At 39.3% G+C, this 22,344-nt stretch carries 23 protein-coding genes; 14 read left to right on the forward strand and 9 right to left on the reverse strand.

The window, feature by feature from the left end; all coding sequences use genetic code 11:
- Positions 1-184 precede the first annotated feature (184 nt).
- From gyrA to radC, 3 genes are all read left to right on the forward strand, one after another.
- Positions 185-2,629, forward strand: a complete 2,445-nt coding sequence (gene gyrA, locus K6V48_RS06290) for a DNA gyrase subunit A (protein WP_222368583.1) — start codon at positions 185-187, stop codon at positions 2,627-2,629.
- Positions 2,630-2,632: 3 nt separating this feature from the next.
- A complete protein-coding gene (locus tag K6V48_RS06295; protein WP_222368585.1) occupies positions 2,633-3,382 on the forward strand; it encodes a class A sortase in 750 nt (249 codons plus the stop codon).
- A gap of 139 nt (positions 3,383-3,521) precedes the next feature.
- Complete coding sequence (gene radC / locus K6V48_RS06300; RefSeq protein WP_105126985.1) at positions 3,522-4,202, forward strand: RadC family protein; 681 nt, start codon at positions 3,522-3,524, stop codon at positions 4,200-4,202.
- On the opposite strand, the gene K6V48_RS06305 is transcribed toward radC, so the two are convergent.
- From K6V48_RS06305 to K6V48_RS06335, 7 genes are all read right to left on the reverse strand, one after another.
- Positions 4,199-4,894, reverse strand: coding sequence for a gamma-glutamyl-gamma-aminobutyrate hydrolase family protein (locus tag K6V48_RS06305; protein WP_222368587.1), 696 nt, complete (start codon positions 4,892-4,894; stop codon positions 4,199-4,201). The two genes, radC and K6V48_RS06305, sit on opposite strands and share 4 nt — an antisense overlap.
- A 3-nt stretch (positions 4,895-4,897) precedes the next feature.
- Entirely contained in the window at positions 4,898-5,536 is a 639-nt protein-coding gene (locus K6V48_RS06310; protein ID WP_024403852.1) for a redox-sensing transcriptional repressor Rex, read from the reverse strand.
- Positions 5,537-5,679: 143 nt separating this feature from the next.
- Positions 5,680-5,883, reverse strand: coding sequence for a DUF4649 family protein (locus K6V48_RS06315; RefSeq protein ID WP_172071038.1), 204 nt, complete (start codon positions 5,881-5,883; stop codon positions 5,680-5,682).
- On the reverse strand, positions 5,880-6,230 hold the full coding sequence (locus K6V48_RS06320; RefSeq protein WP_105126982.1) for a DUF1831 domain-containing protein: 351 nt from the start codon (positions 6,228-6,230) through the stop codon (positions 5,880-5,882). The genes K6V48_RS06315 and K6V48_RS06320 overlap by 4 nt, the downstream gene beginning before the upstream one ends.
- A gap of 1 nt (position 6,231) precedes the next feature.
- Positions 6,232-7,347, reverse strand: coding sequence for a cysteine desulfurase family protein (locus tag K6V48_RS06325; protein WP_222368589.1), 1,116 nt, complete (start codon positions 7,345-7,347; stop codon positions 6,232-6,234).
- A gap of 11 nt (positions 7,348-7,358) precedes the next feature.
- Complete coding sequence (locus tag K6V48_RS06330; RefSeq protein ID WP_105126980.1) at positions 7,359-8,336, reverse strand: ribose-phosphate diphosphokinase; 978 nt, start codon at positions 8,334-8,336, stop codon at positions 7,359-7,361.
- 120 nt (positions 8,337-8,456) lie between these two features.
- Positions 8,457-9,032 carry a CYTH domain-containing protein gene (locus tag K6V48_RS06335; RefSeq protein WP_105126979.1) on the reverse strand — a complete coding sequence of 192 codons (576 nt, stop codon included), beginning with the start codon at positions 9,030-9,032 and terminating at the stop codon, positions 8,457-8,459.
- A gap of 86 nt (positions 9,033-9,118) precedes the next feature.
- Here K6V48_RS06335 and yjbM point away from each other — a divergent pair, with 86 nt between their 5' ends.
- From yjbM to mutY, 8 genes are all read left to right on the forward strand, one after another.
- Positions 9,119-9,790: a GTP diphosphokinase gene (gene yjbM, locus K6V48_RS06340; RefSeq protein ID WP_024397503.1), complete on the forward strand. Its 672-nt coding sequence runs from the start codon at positions 9,119-9,121 to the stop codon at positions 9,788-9,790.
- Positions 9,774-10,592, forward strand: a complete 819-nt coding sequence (locus tag K6V48_RS06345; protein ID WP_024397504.1) for an NAD kinase — start codon at positions 9,774-9,776, stop codon at positions 10,590-10,592. The genes yjbM and K6V48_RS06345 overlap by 17 nt, the downstream gene beginning before the upstream one ends.
- Positions 10,592-11,482 carry an RluA family pseudouridine synthase gene (locus K6V48_RS06350; protein ID WP_105126978.1) on the forward strand — a complete coding sequence of 297 codons (891 nt, stop codon included), beginning with the start codon at positions 10,592-10,594 and terminating at the stop codon, positions 11,480-11,482. Before K6V48_RS06345 ends, K6V48_RS06350 begins: the two co-directional genes overlap by 1 nt.
- A 22-nt stretch (positions 11,483-11,504) precedes the next feature.
- The gene (pta, locus tag K6V48_RS06355) at positions 11,505-12,485 is read left to right on the forward strand and encodes a phosphate acetyltransferase (RefSeq protein ID WP_105126977.1); all 981 of its coding nucleotides are present in this window, start codon (positions 11,505-11,507) and stop codon (positions 12,483-12,485) included.
- A gap of 9 nt (positions 12,486-12,494) precedes the next feature.
- Positions 12,495-14,234, forward strand: a complete 1,740-nt coding sequence (locus K6V48_RS06360; protein WP_222368591.1) for an ABC transporter ATP-binding protein — start codon at positions 12,495-12,497, stop codon at positions 14,232-14,234.
- On the forward strand, positions 14,221-15,963 hold the full coding sequence (locus tag K6V48_RS06365; protein WP_222368593.1) for an ABC transporter ATP-binding protein: 1,743 nt from the start codon (positions 14,221-14,223) through the stop codon (positions 15,961-15,963). The genes K6V48_RS06360 and K6V48_RS06365 overlap by 14 nt, the downstream gene beginning before the upstream one ends.
- The gene (locus tag K6V48_RS06370; RefSeq protein ID WP_061512256.1) at positions 15,947-16,339 is read left to right on the forward strand and encodes a PaaI family thioesterase; all 393 of its coding nucleotides are present in this window, start codon (positions 15,947-15,949) and stop codon (positions 16,337-16,339) included. Before K6V48_RS06365 ends, K6V48_RS06370 begins: the two co-directional genes overlap by 17 nt.
- A gap of 165 nt (positions 16,340-16,504) precedes the next feature.
- Positions 16,505-17,656, forward strand: coding sequence for an A/G-specific adenine glycosylase (gene mutY, locus K6V48_RS06375; protein WP_222368595.1), 1,152 nt, complete (start codon positions 16,505-16,507; stop codon positions 17,654-17,656).
- Between the two features lie 607 nt (positions 17,657-18,263).
- Here mutY and K6V48_RS06380 read toward each other — a convergent pair.
- Complete coding sequence (locus K6V48_RS06380) at positions 18,264-19,049, reverse strand: helix-turn-helix domain-containing protein (protein WP_105126973.1); 786 nt, start codon at positions 19,047-19,049, stop codon at positions 18,264-18,266.
- 136 nt (positions 19,050-19,185) lie between these two features.
- On the opposite strand from K6V48_RS06380, the gene K6V48_RS06385 reads away from it, so the two are divergent.
- The gene (locus tag K6V48_RS06385; protein WP_105126972.1) at positions 19,186-19,653 is read left to right on the forward strand and encodes a hypothetical protein; all 468 of its coding nucleotides are present in this window, start codon (positions 19,186-19,188) and stop codon (positions 19,651-19,653) included.
- 20 nt (positions 19,654-19,673) lie between these two features.
- Positions 19,674-20,228: a hypothetical protein gene (locus K6V48_RS06390; protein WP_238596893.1), complete on the forward strand. Its 555-nt coding sequence runs from the start codon at positions 19,674-19,676 to the stop codon at positions 20,226-20,228.
- A gap of 138 nt (positions 20,229-20,366) precedes the next feature.
- Here the strand turns inward: K6V48_RS06390 and K6V48_RS06395 are convergent, their stop codons facing one another.
- The gene (locus tag K6V48_RS06395) at positions 20,367-20,693 is read right to left on the reverse strand and encodes a hypothetical protein (protein WP_105126971.1); all 327 of its coding nucleotides are present in this window, start codon (positions 20,691-20,693) and stop codon (positions 20,367-20,369) included.
- Between the two features lie 176 nt (positions 20,694-20,869).
- On the opposite strand from K6V48_RS06395, the gene K6V48_RS06400 reads away from it, so the two are divergent.
- Entirely contained in the window at positions 20,870-22,150 is a 1,281-nt protein-coding gene (locus K6V48_RS06400) for an O-acetylhomoserine aminocarboxypropyltransferase/cysteine synthase family protein (protein ID WP_105126970.1), read from the forward strand.
- The last annotated feature ends 194 nt before the right edge of the window (positions 22,151-22,344 follow it).

Below are 22,344 nucleotides of genomic sequence, written 5' to 3' on the forward strand. Positions count from 1 at the left end.
AAACATCTCCTTAGTTTTATTTGGGGATGATATCATCCCAACCATCTACCATTCTAGCACTTTTTGTACATTTTGTCACTTGTGAAAGGGACTTTGAAAATGTTTACATGATGATTTTCAATAAAGAGTTTTGTCGTAAAATATGGTATAATAGAGGCACAATGACTGTTGAAAGAGGCATAAGATGCAAGATAAAAACTTAGTAACGGTAAACCTGACCAATGAGATGAAATCTTCCTTCATCGACTATGCGATGAGTGTTATCGTTTCACGTGCTTTGCCAGATGTGCGTGATGGTCTCAAGCCTGTTCATCGCCGTATTTTGTACGGAATGAATGAGTTAGGGATTACACCAGATAAACCCCATAAGAAATCAGCCCGTATTACAGGGGATGTTATGGGTAAATACCATCCGCACGGGGATAAGGCCATTTATGACGCCATGGTTCGTATGGCGCAGTGGTGGAGCTATCGCCATATGCTAGTTGATGGCCACGGAAACTTCGGTTCTATGGACGGTGATGGTGCGGCCGCCCAGCGTTATACAGAGGCTCGCATGAGCAAGATTGCTTTGGAAATGCTCCGTGATATTAACAAGAACACGGTAAACTATGCGGACAACTATGATGCTAGTGAGCGTGAGCCAGAAGTTCTACCGGCTCGCTTCCCTAATCTTTTGGTTAATGGTACGACTGGTATTGCCGTTGGTATGGCGACCAACATTCCGCCACATAACTTGGGCGAAACCATCGAAGCTGTGAAGCTGGTGATGGACAATCCAGAGGTAACAACTCGGGAAATCATGGAAGTCCTTCCTGGGCCAGACTTTCCAACTGGTGCCTTGGTCATGGGGAAATCAGGTATCCACCGTGCCTATGAGACAGGTAATGGCTCTATTACCCTTCGTTCACGTACAGAAATCGAAGAGTATGGAAACGGCCGTGAGCGTATTGTCGTTACTGAGTTTCCATACATGGTCAACAAGTCCAAGGTGCAAGAGCACATTGTCAAATTGGTGCAAGAGAAGCGTATCGATGGGATTACAGCTGTTCGTGATGAATCCAACCGCGAGGGTGTGCGATTTGTTATCGAAGTTCGCCGCGATGCTTCTGCCAATGTTATTTTGAACAATCTCTTCAAGCAAACCCAGTTGCAGACTAATTTCAGTTTCAATATGTTGGCCATCCAAAACGGGGTGCCGAAAATTCTTTCTGTCCGTCAGATTTTAGAATCCTATATTGAACACCAGAAGGAAGTCGTCACTCGTCGTACGCAATTTGATAAAGAAAAAGCAGAAGCACGTGCCCATATTTTAGAAGGCTTGCTGATTGCCCTTGACCACATTGATGAGGTCATTCGTATTATCCGGAATTCAGAAACGGATGCACTTGCTCAAGCTGAATTAATGGAACGTTTTGACTTGTCTGAACGACAAAGTCAGGCCATCTTGGATATGCGTCTTCGTCGTTTGACCGGATTGGAACGTGATAAAATCCAGTCAGAGTATGATGATTTGGTTGCTTTGATTGCTGATTTAACAGATATTTTGGCAAAACCTGAACGTGTTGTCTTGATCATCAAAGAAGAACTAGAAGAAGTAAAACGCAAGTATGCTGATCCACGTCGTACTGAATTGATGGTTGGTGAAGTCCTTTCCTTGGAAGATGAGGACCTTATTGAGGAAGCAGATGTATTGATTACCTTATCTAACCAAGGCTATATCAAACGGTTGGCACAAGATGAATTCCAAGCTCAAAAACGTGGCGGACGTGGAGTCCAAGGTACAGGTGTGAAAGATGATGACTTTGTTCGCGAACTCGTATCAACCAGTACCCATGATCACCTGCTTTTCTTCACCAATAAGGGGCGTGTATATCGTCTCAAGGGATATGAAATTCCTGAATATGGTCGAACCGCTAAAGGTCTTCCAGTTGTCAACTTATTGAAACTGGAAGAAAATGAGTCTATTCAGACCATTATCAATGTGACAAAGGATCAAGCCGCTGATCACTATCTTTTCTTTGCGACACGTCAAGGGATTGTTAAACGTACAAATGTAAATGAGTTCTCCAATATTCGACAAAACGGTCTTAAGGCTTTGAATTTGAAAGATGATGACGAACTAATCAATGTTTTCCTTACTGATGGTCAAGCTGATGTTATTATGGGGACAAAATTTGGCTATTCTGTTCGATTTGCAGAAACAGATGTTCGAAATATGGGCCGTACTGCAACAGGCGTACGTGGAATAAAACTTCGTGAAGGAGATCATTTAGTCGGTGCGACCATTGTTTCTGATGATCAGGAAGTGTTAGTCCTTTCAGAAAATGGTTATGGAAAACGTACACCAGCCTCTGAATATCCAACGAAAGGTCGTGGTGGTAAAGGTATCATCACTCTGAAAGTAGCTGAAAAGAACGGACCACTTGCTGGTTTGACAACGGTACAGGGCGATGAAGATATTATGGTGATTACGGATACAGGAGTTATCATCCGTACAAGTATTGCTAATATCTCACAAACCGGTCGTTCAACAATGGGTGTTAAAGTCATGCGACTAGATGAAGAAGCAAAAATTATGACCTTTGCATTAGTAGATGCAGCGGTAGAAAAAGAGGATGAGGTCTAGAATATGTCGAAGCATATAAAAACGAAAAAAAAGAAGAGTAGATTATGGAGAAATCTATTAGCATTTGTTCTTATCATTATTTCCTTGGCCTTGATTTTTAATACTTCAATCAGAAATTTGATTATTGGATGGAATACAAATAAGTATCAAATTACGAATGTTACAACCGAGGAAATTGAGAAGAACAAACAAGTAGAGTCGACATTTGACTTTGAACAAGTTCAAGCCGTTTCGACTGAAGCTATACTTAAAGCTCAATGGGAAGCGCAGCAATTGCCTGTAATTGGTGGAATTGCAATACCAGAGTTAGGAATCAATCTTCCAATCTTTAAAGGAGTTGGAAATACATCTCTAATGTACGGTGCAGGAACGATGAAGGAAACGCAAGAGATGGGAATAGGTAACTATGCCCTTGCTAGCCACCATATCTTTGGTGTAGCAGGCTCTGCAGATGTTCTTTTCTCTCCATTGGACCGTGCAGAAAATGGAATGAAGATATACTTGACAGACAAAAATACAGTTTATACTTATGTGATAGATAGTGTCGAAGTGGTGAGTCCTGAAAGTGTTTATGTTATCGATGATGTTGAAGGACGAACAGAAGTTACCCTGGTTACGTGTACGGATTACTATGCAACGCAACGGATTATCGTAAAAGGAATTTTAGAATCTACTACTCCATATGAGAAAGCCTCCAATGATATTCTTGATGCATTCTCTAAAGGTTATAATCAATATGATTATGGTCAGTAAAGTCGGAATTACACCAATTTAAGAATAGGTTATATTTCAATTTACAGTAAAAAGTAATAAAAAGTTGAACGCTATATAAAAATATATGTAGTGTTCAACTTTTTTTCTAATTTCCGAATATATGTGTGAGGAGGAAATTATGTATCACATTGATTTTAAAGAAGAATCACTTTTACCACGTGAGCGTTTAGTTGAAGTTGGGCCAGAACGCCTAAGTAATCAAGAGTTATTAGCTATTTTTATACGAACAGGTACCAAAAACGAACCTGTCACTATTTTATCCAATAAATTATTGAATCAATTGGAGAATTTAGCAAGTTTAAGAGATTTATCTATCGAAGAATTGCAGACTTTAACGGGTATTGGTCGTGTAAAAGCAATAGAGATTAAAGCCATGATTGAGCTCGGAAAACGGATCAATCAATCCCACTTGCAGCTAAATGAACAAGTACTAGGTAGTGAAAAATTGGGTCGCAAGATGATCCAAGAAATTGGAGATAAAAAACAAGAGCACTTGGTTGCGCTCTATCTCAATACACAAAATCAAATCATCAAACAGGAGACAATATTTATTGGAAGTGTGAATCGTAGTATTGCAGAACCGCGAGAAATCCTACATCATGCTATCAAATGCATGGCCACATCAGTGATTATTGTCCATAATCACCCTTCGGGATCGGTTCACCCTAGTAAGAATGACCTACTTTTTACAGAAAATTTAAAACAGTCCTGCGAGGTGCTAGGACTGGTCTTATTAGATCATTTAATTGTGGGGAATAAAAATTATTATTCCTTTAGAGAAGAAAGTGAGCTGTTTTAAAGGTGATTGACGATGTAATCAAATAGCCTATTTTCTGTCTCTCGTTCGCTGTAGAGTAATTCAGGATGCCATTGAACACCCAGAAAGGTATGAGAGTCTCTTGTAGACTGTACCGCTTCAATGGTTTGTTTATCTGGGGATAGGGCGATAATTTCCAAAGAGGGAGCTAATTTATTGATTGCTTGGCGATGGAATGAGTTAACAGTGGGCTCCTGAGCATAGATCTGTGATAATTGGCTTTCAATTGGGAAATAGAGGTCTTGGCTTGGTTGATTGCCGGTATTTTCCTGCCAATGCCCTGAAATCTCTTGATGGAGATTGCCACCTTGGGCGACGTTATAGATCTGGAGGCCTCTACAAATGCCAAATATAGGTTTTTCTTGATGGTGAGCAGCTTCTATCAGTGCTAGTTCAAATCGATCTCGCTCAGGAAAATAATTGCTACTATCAATGAGTAATTTTTCCTGATATTGAATAGGCTCAACATTTTGTCCACCAGTCAATACTAATTTATCAACCAGTTTCATATACTGCACAGCAAGTTCTGGACGAGTGACTGGTAAAATTAGTGGGATGCCACCAGCATCTTCGATAGCATTCACTAAGCAAGTTTGAGTATAAGAAAGCAGGGGTTCTGTATGATCCCCTGTTTTATGATGATTTCCGGAAATTCCAATGATTGGTTGACTCATTTTCTATCCTTTGCGCATGAAATAAAGTAGTGTCTGTAGTTCACTTGTCAAGTCTACATATTGGACAACAACATCTTTAGGAACGGTCAAGTTGACTGGTGAAAAGCTAAGTATACCTTTAACGCCAGCTTCAACCAACACATCAGCAACTTCTTGAGCTTTAACGCTTGGAACCGTTAAGATGGCAGTTTGTGAATTAGCTTCCTTGATGCGATCTTTTAACTCTGAAATCGCATGGATAGGAACATTTTCATCTATAGTCCCGACTGCAGGATTATCATCAGCTTCAAAAGCCATGATGATTTTCATTTTATTTCGTTCGTGAAACTTGTAGTGAAGAAGGGCACGACCCATATTCCCAACCCCGATTAACATAACATTGGTAATCGAGTTATCGTTTAAAATATCGGCAAAAAAGTCCATTAAGTCCTTGACATTATAACCAAATCCACGACGGCCTAGTTCTCCAAAATATGAGAAATCTCGGCGGACAGTAGCAGAGTCAATTCCGATTGCTTCTGCAATTTCTTTTGAGCTTGCTTTTTCGATTTTCTCCGCATAGAATCGTTTAAATACGCGGTAGTAAATGGATAGTCGTTTAGCTGTGGCGCGTGGAATTTCAGTATTTTTATCGTTTTTCACAATTTTCTCCTTGATAGTTTTTTTTTGTTACCATATTGGTATATATCGTTGAGTATATCATTTAATTTATTATATACTATTCTATTGTAAGTTTGTGAAAAAATCAACAGATTGAATTGAAAAAGATTAAACAGTTCCGCTGTCTAATCTAAGGATTGTAGATACTGATAGAGGTCCCCAATTCTTCCTTGAAAATCCAATGGAATTCCATCTCTAAGAATTTGAGTTACTGGGTAATAATCAGGTAAAGTGAGACAACCTGCAAATGCGAGTCTTGCTGCTTCCAGATTGTCAAATTCTTGATGTCTCTCAATTTGAAAAGCATCTTTATAAGATATAGTAATCATAATTTTCCTTCTTTAGTGAAGATATCACGATCTACCAAACTATCCATCAGGAAGTAGAATTTTTCTTGAATGACTTTATTAGTGTCTTGTTTAAAAATATTCACCAAGTGGAGACCAGATTGATCCGTGATATTAATTTTAAAACCTTTTAGATCTTGATTAATGATGATTTTTAGTAGAAATCCTTGATTTGAATTTGGGACCTCTTCTAATAAGCGAGTGAGTTGGTAGTGACCAGCCTTTGTTACCTCAAAGGTATTGTCTCGTAATGTATATTTTTTTACAGTTGGACTAATATGGTAAATATAATCGCAATCTTTCAATGCTACGGTTTGTTGGAATGCCATGCTAACCTCCGATAATTATTTTTAAAGCTGATAGTAAGATATCTATTTCTTTTTTGGTATTCAATTCTGAAAAGCTAATACGTACGGATTCTTTTAATCGAGGAGAGTCACTTCCATACATTGCCTCAAGTACATGACTATTTTCAACGACACCTGCTGTGCAAGCAGATCCAGTGGAAATAGCGATTCCTGCCAAGTCTAATCGCATTAGCAGTTGTTCGTTGAGTCGTCCTGGAAAACCAATATTCAGTACATGTGGTAAGTGAGCACCAGCTTGATTGACATAAAAATCAAATTCACTTAATTTTTTGAGTGTATAGGATTTCAGATCATGGATATACTCAATATTTTGAATCATTTGTGTTGATTGATGGACGAGCGCTGCAGCCATCCCTGCAATTGCAGGGAGATTTTCTGTTCCTGCTCTGTGTTGATTTTCTTGTTTCCCACCGTGAATCAGTGAATCGAATTGGTGGATTGAAGAGTAGAGAAAACCAATCCCTTTCGGTCCATGGAATTTATGGGCAGAAGCGGACAGAAAATCAATACCAAGTTCTTGTGGTTTGATTGGAATTTTCCCAACTACTTGAACAGCATCGACATGGAATACAGCTTGATGCTGAGACAAGAGAGAACCGATCTCCCTAATAGGTAGCAGTTGCCCAGTCTCGTTATTGGCATACATGACACTAACAAGAATTGTATCAGGTCGTAGGGCTTCTTTGATCTGTTGAGCAGTGATTTCTTGATTTTCTGGCTTTATACATGTAATTTCAAAACCGAATCGTTGCTCTAAGTATTCCATGGTATGCAACACAGCATGGTGTTCAATGGCTGTGGTAATAAGGTGTTTTCCACGATGCATATTTGCTAATGCGTAACCTTGAATAGCAAGATTATCTGCTTCAGATCCACCAGAAGTGAAAATGATAGTGTCAGGGTTGACAGAAAATACACTAGCAACGTCTTCTCGTGCTTTTCTGAGTACTTTAGTAGCTTCACGGCCAAATCCGTGGATGCTGGAAGGATTTCCATAGTGATGTTGAGCAACTTCAAACATGCTTGATATGGCTGCCTGAGACAGAGCAGTAGTAGCAGCATTATCTAAATATATCAAAGAGTATACTCCTAGTTTTCTTTTTCTGGATTTGTAAATTTAAAGAGAGGGCTGAGTGGACGATGCTCTTGAATGCGGTGAATAGCATCAGCGATTAAGTCACTTGCAGTTAGGAAAGCGATATTTTTTGGATGTTGTTCTTTACTTGCAACTGAGTCAGTCACTAAAATTTCTTTTATAGACGTTTCATCCAACAATTGCGCAGCAGTTCCAGCGAAAAGACCATGGCTGGCAACGGCGTAAATCTCAGTAGCTCCGCCTTCTTCAACAATTTTTGAGGCTTGTGAGAATGTACGACCAGTATTTAAAATGTCATCGACCAAGATTGCTTTTTTGCCAGCTACGTCACCGATGATATAGCCTTCTGCACGGTCAGAATCGTCTTGAGCATAATCAATAATTGCAATCGGAGCATTCAAAAATTCTGCAATATTACGAGCACGTTTGATACCGGAATTTTTTGGACTGACAATGACGACATCCTCACCGCAGAGTCCTTTTTGCATGTAGTATGATGCGAACAATGGTTCGGTCAAGAGGTTATCTACCGGAATATCAAAGAAACCTTGAATTTGAGAAGCGTGTAAATCAAGGGTCAATACACGATCGATTCCTGCTTTAACAAGCATATTTGCAACTAGTTTCGCTGTAATTGGTTCACGTGGTGCAGCAGTGCGGTCTTGACGAGCATAGCCGAAATATGGAATGACAGCAGTTACTGAGTTTGCACTCGCACGTTTACATGCATCAATCATGATAAGCAATTCCCAGAGGTGGTTATTGACAGGATAACTAGTTGATTGAATAATATAAACGTCAACGCCACGAACGCTCTCTTCAATGTTTATTTGAATTTCTCCATCTGAGAATTGGCGAGAAGAAAGTTTTCCTAGAGGCAGTCCAGCAGCGGCTGCTATTTTTTCAGCGATATCGCGGTTACTGTTTAGCGAGAATAGTTTAATGTTATGATCACCAGTTGGTTGAACCATTGTGAGAAACTCCTTATTTAATGCTTTTTTATGAAAAATCATAAAAGTAATTTAACAACAGATAACTCTATTTTATCAAAAAATCCTATTTTTTTCAGTAGTAAAGTAAAAAAATCAGCTTTATTGAGCTGATTTTTTTTGAGCTGCAGTTCGAGCAACTTTGCTACTAGCGTATTTGAATTGGATGGATTTTTTCTTTAGGAATTCATCAAATAGTATTTTTCCTTCTTCAGCGTCTGATACTTCAACTTCTAGTTCGTAATCCGTTTGCCCCAAATAGTCATTTTCGTCAAGGGCCATCAATCCAATTGAGGTTTCTTTTTCTAATCGCTTGGTCTTCAAATGTCCCCAGACTGCTAGTTGATTTATTGGTACTGTAGTTTTAGTAATAATATCAGCTATTGGACCGGATGGAAGTTCAAAATGGTCAATATAGCCCTGTGCAGTTTGAATGTCTAATAATTGATTGTATTCTTGATTCCCGATTTCTTGAGGAATTTTCAATGTTAATTCTGCATTGTCCTCAAACGTACGAATGCGAAGGGAAAAGCGATTGTTTTTCATGTCAAGATTTGGAGTATCGATGTAGTAGTTTGTTTGATAGATGGGGGTAACATCAGAAAATTCAGAGAGGAGTCGATTGTATTCTGATTTTGTTAATAAGGTTTTATACTCAATTTCGAGATGGTTTTTCATACAGAAAACCCTTTCATATGTTATAATAGATTCGTCTTTGTGTTATTTTAATACAAATTAGTAGTTTTTACAAGAAAGGGGGCTTTATGGAATTTAATTGGGAAGAATTTTTAGATCCCTACATTCAGACAGTGGGTGAATTAAAGATTAAATTAAGGGGGATTCGGAAACAATACCGCAAAGCCAATCGTCATTCTCCAATTGAATTTGTTACTGGGCGAGTTAAGCCAATTGAGTCTATTCAAGAGAAAATGGCGCTTAGACACATTAAGCTTGAGCATTTGGCTCAAGATATGCAGGATATTGCAGGTGTTCGAATCATGGTTCAATTTGTTGATGACATTGAAGAAGTGCTTTCCATTCTACGCAAGCGTAAGGATATGCAAATTATTCATGAACGCGATTATATCAACAATATGAAGGCCTCCGGTTATCGTTCTTATCATGTCGTAATTGCTTATCCAGTAGATACTATTAATGGGAACGAAACGGTTTTAGCGGAGATTCAAATCCGTACTCTTTCAATGAATTTTTGGGCAACAATCGAACACTCGCTTAATTATAAATATAAAGGAAATTTTCCTGAAGAAATTAAAAAACGATTAGAAGTTACAGCAAAGATAGCATATCAATTAGATGAGGAGATGCGAAAAATCCGCGACGACATTCAAGAAGCTCAGGCTCTATTTGATCCTGGATATAGAAAATTGAATGATGGCGTTGGAAATAGCGATGATACAGATGAAGAATACAGGTAGAAAAAAAGTCGCATTGCTTGCCAGTCGCAATCCGAAAAGTGAGGCTGTGTCTAGAGAACTCTGGACACGATTGAAAGAAGAAAATTTTATATTAACACCTAAAAATCCAGATATTGTTATTTCAATCGGTGGTGATGGTATGCTTTTATCGGCCTTTCATAAATATGAGAAGTTGATAGATCGGGTGCGTTTTGTCGGTATTCATACTGGGCATTTAGGATTTTATACGGATTATCGGGACTTCGAGGTTGAAAATCTTGTTGAAAATTTAAAATTAGATACGGGAGCGCGTGTTTCTTATCCGATTTTAAATGTAAAAGTGAAAATGACGGATGGAAGAATCGTTGAAATGAAAGCTCTCAACGAGGCGACAATCAAGCGCTTGTCTAAAACGATGGTAGCAGATATTATTATCAATAATGTTCCATTTGAACGTTTTCGTGGCGATGGTATTTCAGTTTCAACACCAACTGGTTCAACAGCCTACAATAAGTCACTTGGTGGAGCAGTATTGCACCCTACAATTGAGGCCTTGCAAATTGCTGAAGTGGCTAGTTTAAACAATCGTGTTTACAGGACACTTGGGTCTTCCATCGTTGTGCCGAAAAAAGACAAAATAGTCATAGAACCAAAACATAGTGATCGCTACTCCATAGCGGTGGATAATAAAACGATTGTCTACGATAATATTGATTGCATTGAGTATCAGATTGACAATAGCAAAATCCATTTTGTTGCGACACCTAGCCACACTAGTTTTTGGAATCGTGTTAAGGATGCCTTTATTGGAGAGGTGGAGTAATGCGATTTGATTTTGTTGCTGATCAGCACACAAAGGTGAAAACTTTTTTAAAGGCCCAGGGTGTTTCTAAAGGACTTTTGGCAAAAATTAAATATACTGGTGGTAGCATTTTGGTTAATGGTAGTGAACAGAATGCTACTTACTTGCTTGAAATTGGAGATAGCGTTACAATAAACATACCTCCAGAAGAAGATGTCACTGGAAGTTTGAAACCGATTTCTTTTCCTTTAGATATTGTCTATGAGGATGAGCATTTTTTAGCCATCAACAAGCCTGTTGGTTATGCATCAATTCCTTCGATTCTGCATTCTTCTACAATTGCTAATTTCGTTAAAGGATATTTAGTCGAACAAGAATATGAAAACAAACAGGTTCACATTGTAACGCGATTGGATCGAGATACATCTGGGCTCATGTTGTTTGCTAAGCATGGCTATGCCCATGCCCGGTTAGATAAACAATTACAGTCGAAGCAAATTAGTAAGAGATATTTCGCTTTGGTTCGAGGGGATGGGGAGTTAGAGCAAGAAGGGGACATTATTGCCCCTATTGGTCGACCAGAGGATAGTATTATTACCCGCTGTGTAACACAGAATGGGAAGTATGCTCATACTTCTTATAAGCTTGTCCAGTCCTGGGGCAATATTCATCTTGTGGACATACAACTACATACAGGGCGCACTCATCAGATACGTGTCCATTTTTCCCATATTGGATTTCCACTACTTGGTGATGATTTATATGGTGGGAGTTTAGATTGTGGTATTGAGCGTCAGGCTCTTCATTGCCACAATCTTGTATTTACTAACCCTTTTTCAGCCGAAAGGGTTGATTTGGAAGCAGTGCTTCCGGAGGATTTTCAGGCTGTTATCAATCAGTTAAAAAGTTAATAAAATTTAAGGAGACATATAGATGGAAATTCGGAATTTATTTGGTGAAATGAAACAAAAAATCGTAGGTAAACGATTGCGAATTGTTTTCCCTGAAGGGACTGATGAGCGTGTTGTTCGTGCAGCAGCTCGTCTAAAATTTGAAGGGTTGGTTGAACCAATTATTCTTGGTGTACCAGAAGATGTTCATACTTTGTTGACTGATTTTGGTTTCTCAAACCCTGGTATTACCGTGATTGATCCAAATAACTATGCAAATTTTGATACAATGAGACAAGAATTTATTACCCTTCGTAAAGGTAAAGTAGATGAGTCTCAAGCTGATGAAATTTTACGTGATGTAAATTACTTTGGGGTTATGTTGGTGCAACTTGGATTGGCTGAGGGGATGGTATCTGGTGCTATCCATTCCACAGCAGATACTGTCCGTCCAGCGCTTCAAATTATTAAAACAAAACCTGGTGTGAAACGGACTTCTGGTGTTTTCTTGATGGTTAAGGACCAACATAAGTTTGTATTTGGCGACTGTGCTATTAATATTGAACCGGATGCTGAAACCCTAGCAGAGATTGCGATTCAATCAGCAGAAACTGCCAAGACCTTCGGTATTGATCCAAAAGTAGCGATGATTTCATATTCTACAAAAGGTTCTGGATCAGGTCCTCGTGTTGATAAGGTTGTTGAGGCTACTCGGATCGCACAAGAGCTCAGACCAGATTTGTTGATTGATGGTGAGTTGCAGATGGATGCTGCCCTTGTTCCAGATACGGCTCGGTTGAAGGCACCTGGAAGTCCGGTTGCAGGTCAGGCCAATGTCTTCATTTTCCCTGCAATTGAAGCTGGTAATATTACCTATAAAGTTGTAGAGCGTCTTGGTGGTTATGAAGCAGTAGGTCCTGTTTTACAAGGTTTGAATAAGCCTGTTAATGACCTTTCCCGTGGATGTAGTTCAGAAGATGTCTATAAGTTAGGTATTATTACTGCAGCCCAATCTATCTCATAATAATTTAAAATGAAGTTATTTTTTCAATATTTCAAACCTTATAAGAATGAATCGATTTTGGGTCCAGTTTTCAAGCTATTGGAAGCTAGCTTCGAACTTCTTGTTCCGTTGATAATCGCCTATATCGTAGATACAATTATTCCAAATGGCAACCGGGGAGACCTGGTTGCCATGCTTTTATTACTAGTTGGACTCGCTTGTATTGGAATTATTGTCTCGATTACAGCACAATATTTCTCAGCCAAAGCAGCAGTTGGAGTGACAAAAGCATTAACGAATGATTTGTATCAGAAAGTCCTTTCTCTTCCAAAATCAAGTCGAGACATACTTTCATCTGCCAGTTTATTAAACAGATTGACGAGTGATACGTTGCAGGTTCAAACAGGTATTAATACTTTTTTACGTTTATTCCTACGGGCTCCGATTGTCGTATTTGGTTCACTGATCATGGCTTTTTATATTAGTCCAAGTCTATCAATCTATTTTCTAGGAATGATTCTACTTTTATTGGTCATCGTAACAGGGATTTCAGTCCTGACCAGTCGTATTTATCAATCTATTCGAAAGGAATTAGATGATTTGGTAGGACAGGTTCGAGAAACGGTGACTGGCTGGAGAGTGATTCGGGCTTTTGGGCAGAGAGAGCGGGAAATCAAGACATTTCAAGGGATCAATCAAGGATATAAGAAACAACAGCTACAGGCTGGTTTTTGGTCCAGTCTCTTATCGCCTTTGACGTTTTTTGTAGTTAATGTGACCTTGATTCTTCTCATCTGGCAAGGCAATAGTGCTATTTCCGATAATCGTTTGGAGCAAGGAATGCTGGTTGCTCTAATCAATTATCTTCTTCAAATTTTAGTTGAATTGGTGAAAATGATTATGGTTGTGACAACTCTTAATCAGACCTATATTTCAGCCCAGCGTATTCAAGAGGTTTTTGAGCAGAAATCTGAAGATGTGGATGCCAATTTGCCAGTAGTTTATAGTGGAGACAAGGAATTGATTTTTTCTGTGAACCATCTTTCCTTTTCTTATCCAAAATCTGCTGAGGAATCACTAATTGATATTGATTTTGAATTAGGTAAGGGACAGTTTATGGGTCTCATTGGTGGGACTGGTTCAGGGAAATCAACCTTATTAGTAGACCTTTTACAGGCACTTTATTCCATTCCGACCAGCCAACTCTCTTTCTTTATTGATGGGAAAAGTCCTAGGAATTTGAAAGAGTGGCGGCAGCAATTAGCTATCGTTCCGCAACAGGCTCAGCTTTTTGCTGGGACTGTGCGTTCTAACCTGTCATTAGGCTTAGAAAGTGTATTGGACAGTGAGTTATGGGCAGCGCTAGAAATCGCACAGGCTAAGTCCTTCATTGAGGACAAAGGTGGCTTGGATAGTCCTGTCGAAGCCTTTGGGAAGAACTTTTCTGGCGGACAGCGTCAACGTTTGACCATTGCACGCGCTATTTTACAGAAAGCACCGATATTGGTTTTAGATGACGCGACCTCTGCTTTGGATTATCTGACAGAGAGTCGGTTATTGGCCGCGATTCGTCGTGCATTTCCTGAGCAAACCTTAATAATGGTATCTCAGAGAACCAATAGTTTACGAACAGCTGATCAGATTTTAGTCTTGGATCAAGGCCGTCAAGTGGGACTTGGTCGTCATGAAGACTTGCTGAGAAGCTCTGCCATTTACCAAGAAATCGATCAATCACAACATAGGGAGGAGGACAGCCATGAAACAATCTAGTTTTAAGGAACTGGTCAGATTGGTTTTACATCAGCCCCTTCGAATGTCCTTGATGTTGGTGGGAACTTTGGTGCAGGTGCTTCTGACAGTTTATCTGCCTATCTTGATTGGTCAGGCAGTCGATGCAGTATTGATAGCGGATGGTCAGGTCTTGCTAGGGATAATTGGCAAAATGGTGATGGTTATCTTGCTTAATACGCTGGTGCAATGGTATCTCCCACTAGTAACCAATCGCTTGGTTTATGGAATGGTGTCCGACTTGCGTGAACAGGTTTATGTTAAGCTGCACCACATGCCCTTGTCTTATCTGGATCGTCATTCAGTTGGTGATTTAGTAGCTCGTTTTTCAAGTGATAGTGAGCAATTAACCAACGGACTCTTAATGGTTTTCAATCAATTTTTCATAGGTATCTTGACCATTTTCCTAACCATTTTCACTATGGCTAGGCTTGACTTGACGATGATGTTGGTTGTTGTTGCCCTGACTCCCGTGTCTCTGCTTGTTGCACGCTATATCGCTAAGAAATCCTATGGTTATTATAGAAAACAAACACAGGCACGTGGGAGGCAATCTCAACTTTTGGAAGAGTCCATCAGTCAATTGACACTGGTTCAATCTTTCAATGCTCAAGAGCAGTTTACGCAAGGTTTTCAAGTTGTGAATGACCAGTATGCGACCTATTCCCAACAGGCTATCTTTGCCTCTTCAACGGTCAATCCAAGCACGCGGTTTATCAATGCTATTATTTATGCCTTACTTGCAGGACTTGGAGCGCTGAGAATTATGGCAGGGCAGTTTACAGTGGGTTCACTGACAACCTTCCTCAATTATGCTAGTCAGTACAGCAAGCCATTTAATGATATTTCCTCGGTCCTATCGGAATTGCAGAGCGCCTTAGCTTGTGCAGACAGGTTGTTTGCTATCTTGGCTTTAGATAGCATTGACGATCAGGCTGAGCGGAAAATCGATTCAGAGGAGTTGAAGGGAGCTATTTCCTTTGACAATGTGTCTTTCTCATATAGTGCTGACCGTTCTCTGATAGAACATCTGGACATTGATGTCAAAGCAGGACAAAAGGTAGCCATTGTTGGACCTACTGGTGCTGGTAAATCAACCATGATTAACCTGCTTATGCGCTTCTACGATGTAACGGCTGGTCAGATTGTCTTAGATGGTGTTCCGATTAGCCAGTACAGTCGTGAGGATCTTCGCAGACAGATAGGGATGGTTTTACAGGAAACCTGGATCAAATCTGGTACCATTCATGATAATATTGCCTATGGCTATCCAAATGCCACGCGGGAATTGGTCATTGAGGCGACTAAGGCAGCTAATGCAGACTTCTTTATTCGTCAGCTTCCGCAGGGCTACGATACAGTTTTGGCAGATGGAGGAGAAGGCTTATCCCAAGGGCAACGTCAGCTCTTGTCTATTGCGCGTGTCTTTGTCAAGATACCTAAAATCCTGATTTTAGATGAGGCGACTTCCTCTATTGATACACGGACAGAAATTTTAGTACAGGAAGCATTTGCCAAATTGATGGAAGGACGGACCAGTTTTATTATTGCTCATCGCCTATCAACCATTCAATCAGCTGACTTGATTTTGGTCATGGTGGATGGAAAAATTGTTGAACAAGGGAATCATGAAGAGTTGATGGCTGAACAAGGCGTTTATTATCAAATGCAAACAAGTCAGCAGACAGAGGAGGATGAACGTGTTAGATAAATTAGACTTACAACCGATTACAGTTTTAGACGACTATCAAGCTACAATGCTCAATGAGAAAGAGGTGCTACTGACTACAAAGGTGACGGAAAAGTCTCTCAATCCATATGGTATGGCACATGGAGGCTTTCTCTTTACTTTAGCAGATTCAGTAGCAGGCTTGACAACAGTGGCAGGGGGTTCTTATTCTGTCACCCTACAGTCCAATATCCATTATATGAAGGCGGCAAAACTTGGTGATACCTTATCCGTCACTGGTTCTTGCACACATGATGGAAGTAGAACAAAGGTCGTTGAAGTGAAGATAGAAAATCAAGATAAACAGCTACTTGCTTCAGCAAGCTTTACCATGTTTGTAACAGGTAAAGTAGAATAATACTCAACGAACATCAAAAATAAACAGTCTTGGCTAGATTGAGAGAAAAAAACTTCGTTCGCCCTATTTCCAACCTCCAAAGGTGGAGCTAATTTGATTTTTATTATTAACAAGATAAGAGAGTTGGCAAAAGCTGGCTCTCTTTCTTTGTGTTATACTAGATGTATGTTAAATTTGAAAGAATATGGAATCGAAATGTGGCCGGAGGAAAAGATTCAAGCGTTTCGCAAGGCACTCTTAGATTGGTATGATGCCAATAAACGTGATTTGCCTTGGAGACGGACTAAGGATCCCTATGCTATATGGGTGTCGGAAATCATGCTTCAACAGACACGAGTTGACACTGTCATTCCTTATTATGAACGTTTTCTCCATCACTTGCCTACGATTAGTGATTTAGCACAAGCGCCAGAGGAGGTCATTCTCAAACTCTGGGAAGGATTGGGCTATTATTCGCGCGTGCGGAATATGCAAAAGGCGGCTCAGCAAATGGTAGAAGATTTTGATGGGCAATTTCCTACCACGCATGCAGCCATTTCAAGCCTAAAGGGCATTGGTCCTTATACTGCCGGAGCAATTTCCAGTATTGCTTTTGATTTGCCAGAACCAGCGGTAGATGGCAATGTGATGCGGGTTCTCAGCCGTTTATTTGAGGTTGATTATGATATTGGTTTGCCTGCCAATCGCAAGATTTTCCAAGCGATGATGGAGCTATTGATTGATCCAGAGCGACCGGGTGATTTCAACCAAGCCCTGATGGATCTGGGTTCGGATATTGAATCGCCAGTTAATCCACGTCCCCAGGACAGCCCAGTCAAAGCCTTTAGCGCAGCCTACTTAAATGGTACAATGGATAAGTATCCAATCAAAGCACCAAAGAAAAAGCCGATTCCCGTGGCCTACCAAGGATTTCTCATTAGAAATAAAGAAAATCAATTTTTATTAGAAAAAAATAATGAAGCAGGTCTTCTATCAGGTTTTTGGTCCTTTCCGCTTTTGGAAAAAGGAGTAGTCGTTGGCAAACAAGTCTCTCTCTTTGAAGTTGCAGAAGAAGTTGTTCAGCCAGATATTCGGCAGAGCTTTACGGAACTTTATGGTCTGACTGTTGATTGGCAAGAGCAAGAATTTGATACCGTACAGCACATTTTTAGTCACCGCAAATGGCAAATCGAATTGATAGAAGGTATAACTGATTCAAGCACACTTCCAGATTCAAAAGAATTGAAATGGGTCTCTGTCGAAGATTTTCCAACCTATCCATTTGCAAAACCGCAGCAGAAAATGTGGGAATCTTTTGTAAAAGCAAAAGAAAGTTAAAAAAATTGAATTTGGAGCACATAATTATTTGAAAGCGTTTTACAATAGTGGTATAATCTAATTGAAAAAAGGAAATAGTTAGTTAAGATGTTGAACGCCATCTAGTAGAATCGAAAGGAGTCTATTTGCGTTCAGTAAGTTTGTATATACTACTAGGATTCTGAATCTTTTGCAAAAAGTTTTAGATTCTAGTAGGGGAAAAGTCTTTCGTCGGTTTTCCAAATGTAATTTGGAATGTAGTGTTTTATAATGCGTAGCATTTGTACCTGACATTAGCCCAGCTACCCAGTTCAATCTAAATGAAGGCTAATATTTTCATACTATAACGATTCATTTTTCAGCAGACAGGTTGAGAAATAGTAAAATCAAAACCTCTAGTGATTTTCAATAATAATAAGCAATCTCCACACTTTAAATAAAATAGTAGAGGACAATCAATCGACATAAGGGGTAGCTAAATAATAAATTTACATCTTAAATCAACTCTATCAAGATTAAAAGTTGACACCGGTTCATTTTGGTTTTGAAAAGAGTATCAATTATCAACAGTCATCAGATGAGAGACTTTTCCGTTAAAAGAAAAGGGAGGCGAGTAAGCCTCCTTTTTTTACTCATAAATTGCAACCACTTGACCAATTGGGCGGATATCGTCATCTGCATTAAAATATATATCATCATAGTCTGGATTGAGTGATTGTAGGTAATCTCCTTTGAATTTTTTAACAAAATTTTCCCCATTTACGGAGAAAATCCCAATGGCATTTAATGGAATATGTGGGGTTAATCGAATAAATAAATAATCTCCATCTTGAATTTGTGGAGCCATGGAATCACCAACTACTTGAGCGATTGTATCATATGTGTGGCTGTCGGGAATGTCATCACCGAAGAATGATACTAGGTTATTCAAATCAGTATCCTGCCAATAACCAGTACCAGCAGAGACTTTACCTGGAACGGCTAACTCAACCCGATCACGGTAATCATCCATTTGTAAAACATTTGTCTGACTAGTTTTCCGCATAGCCAGTAACTGTTCTTGACCATAGGCTAGCCATTGACTGTGAAATGGTTCTTGTAACTCTTTATCCAAGAGCTGGACCTGAGGATGGATAGATTGCTGAAAAAGCTTGAACTGTCCAGGAGTTATTGTCAAAGCAATGTCTTGATTGGTGTCTAACTGTTCGATCAATTCCCCAACAGATATGGACATTCCTTTTGCTACTTTTTCAAGAGTATCCATTGTCGGCAAAAGAGCTTTTTTTGTTTTGGGATGTTGGTTCTTTTCTAACATGGAAATATATCCCTTTGTTAAACCAGATAGCTCCGCAAATTTATCCATTGATAATGAATGTTTACTTCGGTATTCCTTTAATATTTCGCCTAGTATCATGGTTGTCTCCTTATTTGTTTAACCAATTATACCATTTTATATTTCTGTTTGCAAATATTGTTTAACATGTTTGACAAAATAGAAAATTGGTGTTAAAATTATCTCACATAAATGAAAAACGGAGGCAGGGTCGATTATGAAGACAGTTATTTCTTGGAATGATATTTATAAGGAATGGGAAACATATGCTAGCCATTTCGGGTTGACCTCTCCGTTAAATATGGAAGATTTTGAAGGCAGGTGGTCTGAGGATTTTGGAAAAGGTAGTGTGTTCACAGCTAACTTATTACGTACTTACCAATTCGATGTTGAAAAGACAGCTGCTGTGTGGATTGCATCATTTTGTCGGGATTTGATGCAGGATTATGCCTATTTGTTAAATGGCAAAGCCTATCTCATGGCCAATCACCTATATTTTCTGGCTATCAAACAACTTCAAGATGAACAAGTTATTTGGTCAAAACCTTTGACACGTTTACAGCCGAAGTTATTTTTATCTTACCGTTTGTTGGAGAATTTAGATTTAAGTCAGTATCCTTGTATTGTCGAGCTGGCAATGCTACAAGCGAATATGATTCGGTTACAACTATTGGAAAATAAATAAGGATTTAAGGGAGAATGAAGATGTTAAAGATGTTATCTATGCAAAATACTAAAATGGATTTATCAAAGATTGAAGACTACTGGATGGACACCTTGGTTGAGCGAGGGATTTTTGATGATACCGAAGTTCACAACGGTCTATGTTGGAGATGTAAAACTCCTCATGCTGTGTCTGCTTACCAAATCGTATCGCATAAGTGGAAAACAGACATGACTAGTTTTGAGAATCAAATGGTACTCTGTCAATCCTGTCAGTATGAAAAACCAGATGTGGCAGATGCTGAAATTGTATGGCAGTGGTTAGAAGTCGAAAGTGACCACAGATATTGGGTGCTACAGGGTATGGCAGAGTATGAAAAGATGTATAATAAAACAGTACTTCAAGAATTGTGGGATATGGGAACTAGAGAAGGAGAAGAAGTGGAAAGGCTTGTTACTAAAGTGATGAATTCTACTCGTGAAAATAGTGTCGTTTTAAATCGTGCAACAATAGCAGGCCTCTTTCGAACTGAGATTGAACGGATGCGCAGAAAGGCTTTCTTGAATTGGACAGGAATTTTTAAGTTGGTTAGCTAGTCGACATACTTGTAAGGATAGATTCCATAAGGATGAGAATAGTAGATAAATATAAAAACGCATTGGTTAGAATTCCAAGTAAAGGAATCTAAGCAATGCGTTTTAAGATAGAAGTTAACTAATAAAAATTAGGTGGGGTTATTCGATGTTAGAGATAAAACGGTTTTCTTTTCTGGAAAAACGGTGACCACAGTATTGGCAGCGATAATATGTTCTATCGGCTTCATAGAGCATTGCAAACATTGCTCCTTCAACACCGTTGATTGCATGACCGACCATTCCAGCTTTACGAGAATATTGTTTTCGACTTGGAGTATACGTTTGAAGCTTGATAGACTTACATTTTGGACACCTTGGTGGCTGCTTGGTATCCTTAGTATCGGGATGGAACCGCCGATAAAAACTATAAGAAATTATCAAGATAAGAAGGATTATTGGCCCAATATATTCTAATAATGTATTCATAATATCATTGTATCTGTTATTCTTATTTTATTCAAATAATATGAGTAGGGATTCTATTGGTAGAATTATCTCATACATAGTTATAGTTGTTGACTATAAGGTTCCTTAGCATTTAAATATTAGTCAAGATGGTAAAAATGAGGTAGAATACTGTAAAAGACCAAAGGAGTATCTTTATGGCTAGAGAATTTTCATTTGAAACCCTTCAACTTCATGCTGGACAGGAGGTTGATGCTGCTTCAAAATCGCGTGCGGTACCTATTTATCAGACAACTTCCTATGTATTTGAAGATGCCCAAGAAGCGGAAGATTTGTTTGCTTTACGTAAACCTGGTAATATCTACACTCGTATTACCAATCCAACGGTTGCTACTTTTGAGAATCGTATTGCTGCCTTAGAAGGTGGTATTGGGGCGCTCGCAACAGCTTCTGGTATGGCAGCGATTACCTATACTGTTTTGGCATTGGCACACGCTGGGGATCATATTGTGGCGGCAACGACGCTCTATGGTGGGACCTTTAACCTATTCAAAGAAACCCTTCCTCGCTATGGTATTACAACAAGCTTTGTCGATATTGATGACTTTGAAGCTGTAGAAGCTGCCATTCAAGATAATACAAAACTGGTATTTATTGAAACCTTGGGAAATCCTGTTATCAATATTCCTGATCTTGAAAAATTGGCAGAAATTGCACACAACCACCACATTCCGCTTGTTTCAGATAATACCTTCGCAACTCCATATTTGATTAATGTATTTTCTCATGGTGTTGATATTGTAGTCCATTCTGCAACCAAGTTTATCGGTGGGCATGGTACGACCATTGGCGGTGTGATTGTCGATAGTGGCAAGTTTGACTGGGCGGCATCTGGTAAGTTTCCGCAATTTGTTGAAGAAGATCCAAGTTATCACAATATTAGTTACACTCGTGATATTGGTGCAGCAGCTTTTATTGTAGCAGTTCGTGTACAATTACTTCGCGATACAGGTGCAGCCCTTTCTCCATTCAACGCCTTCTTGCTTTTGCAAGGGTTAGAAACCTTGTCTCTCCGTGTAGAGCGTCATGTGTCAAATGCTGAAAAGATTGTTGATTTCTTGCTCAATCACCCTAATGTTGAGTCGGTCAATTATCCATCACTTCCAGATAGTCCTTATAAGGCTTTGGCAGATAAATACCTGCCTAAAGGTGTTGGATCTATTTTCTCTTTCCAAGTAAAAGGCGGAGCAGAAGAAGCCAGAAAGGTTATTGATAGCTTGGAAATCTTTTCTAATCTAGCAAACGTTGCCGATGCGAAATCACTAGTAGTTCATCCAGCTACAACCACGCACGCTCAGTTAGCTCCAGAAGATTTGCTTGCTGCTGGTGTCACACCAAATCAAATTCGCCTATCCATCGGACTTGAAAACGTCGATGATTTGATTGAAGATTTGCAACTTGCTCTTGATAAATTATAGGCTATGTGTTAATTTGCTTGACTTCATTCTTTATGAATAAATAAAAAAAGGAAATTTGGCGTGTGTGCCAGTTTCCTTTTTTATATGTACGACGGGCATGTCGTACATCTGAGGTGAAAGTCCTCTGTGGACACCCGCTACCGGTGAACCCCAAAGCGACTCCCAAGCCTGACTATCGTGAGGTAGCGGGGAGA

Source organism: Streptococcus suis (genome assembly GCF_019794555.1).
Lineage (GTDB): Bacteria > Bacillota > Bacilli > Lactobacillales > Streptococcaceae > Streptococcus > Streptococcus suis_AB.